1 protein-coding gene is annotated in these 683 nt (G+C 57.5%); it reads right to left on the reverse strand.

The window, feature by feature from the left end:
* Positions 1-90: 90 nt before the first annotated feature.
* Positions 91-683, reverse strand: a 593-nt coding sequence (locus EN853_RS33085) for an integrase core domain-containing protein (RefSeq protein ID WP_135856047.1), incomplete at its 5' end; no start/stop codon positions are given.

A 683-nucleotide genomic window follows, 5' to 3' on the forward strand; every position in this document is an offset into this window, starting at 1 on the left:
GCCATTCGCCGGACTGCCGCCAGCTTGAAGTCGCGGTTGAACCGCCGCCTAGGATCGTCCCTTCTCATCAGTCCTCCTAACGGAGAACTGTTACCCGTTTTCTGTCTCAAAATCGGGGTGCACTACAATGGGTGACAATCTCGTGCCGAACGGATTGTCGATGGTTTGCAAGGTTCTCTGCTCCAAATCGATGTATCCCAGATCATAGTGCATGAAGCTGACGAGCCAAATTCCGTCGTCGACCTCCTTGATGCCGAGCCTTTGACCGGCGAGCACGATGGAGATGTTGATCCTCTTTCTCATCATGCAGATGCGGCCGCAGGCGGTGACGAGGATGTCGCGGTCATGGAAGGGATAGTTCAACTCCGGCAGGCCTTCATAGGCTGTTGAAGACGGCGCGTAGACCTCGGCCGGTGTTCGCATGGCGAGCCCCTCGTGCGGACGTTCGTGATTGAACTCGTTGACGAAACTGTCGAACCTTGCCTGCTGCTGCAGGGCGTTCATGCCCGGCGGCCTGGTCGTCTCCTTCTTGAGTGTGAGATGCATGCGTTCGTGACGGCCGTTCTGCTGCGGGTTGCCGGGCCTGATGCGCTCGATAGCAATTCCGAGCCTCAACCACCAAACCGACAGCTTGGACAGGTTGTAGAGTCCATTGGGCGAGGCGAAGGGAAGCCCATTGTCAG

Origin of the sequence: Mesorhizobium sp. M1C.F.Ca.ET.210.01.1.1, from assembly GCF_004791585.1 — a bacterium.
Classification (GTDB): Bacteria; Pseudomonadota; Alphaproteobacteria; order Rhizobiales; family Rhizobiaceae; genus Mesorhizobium.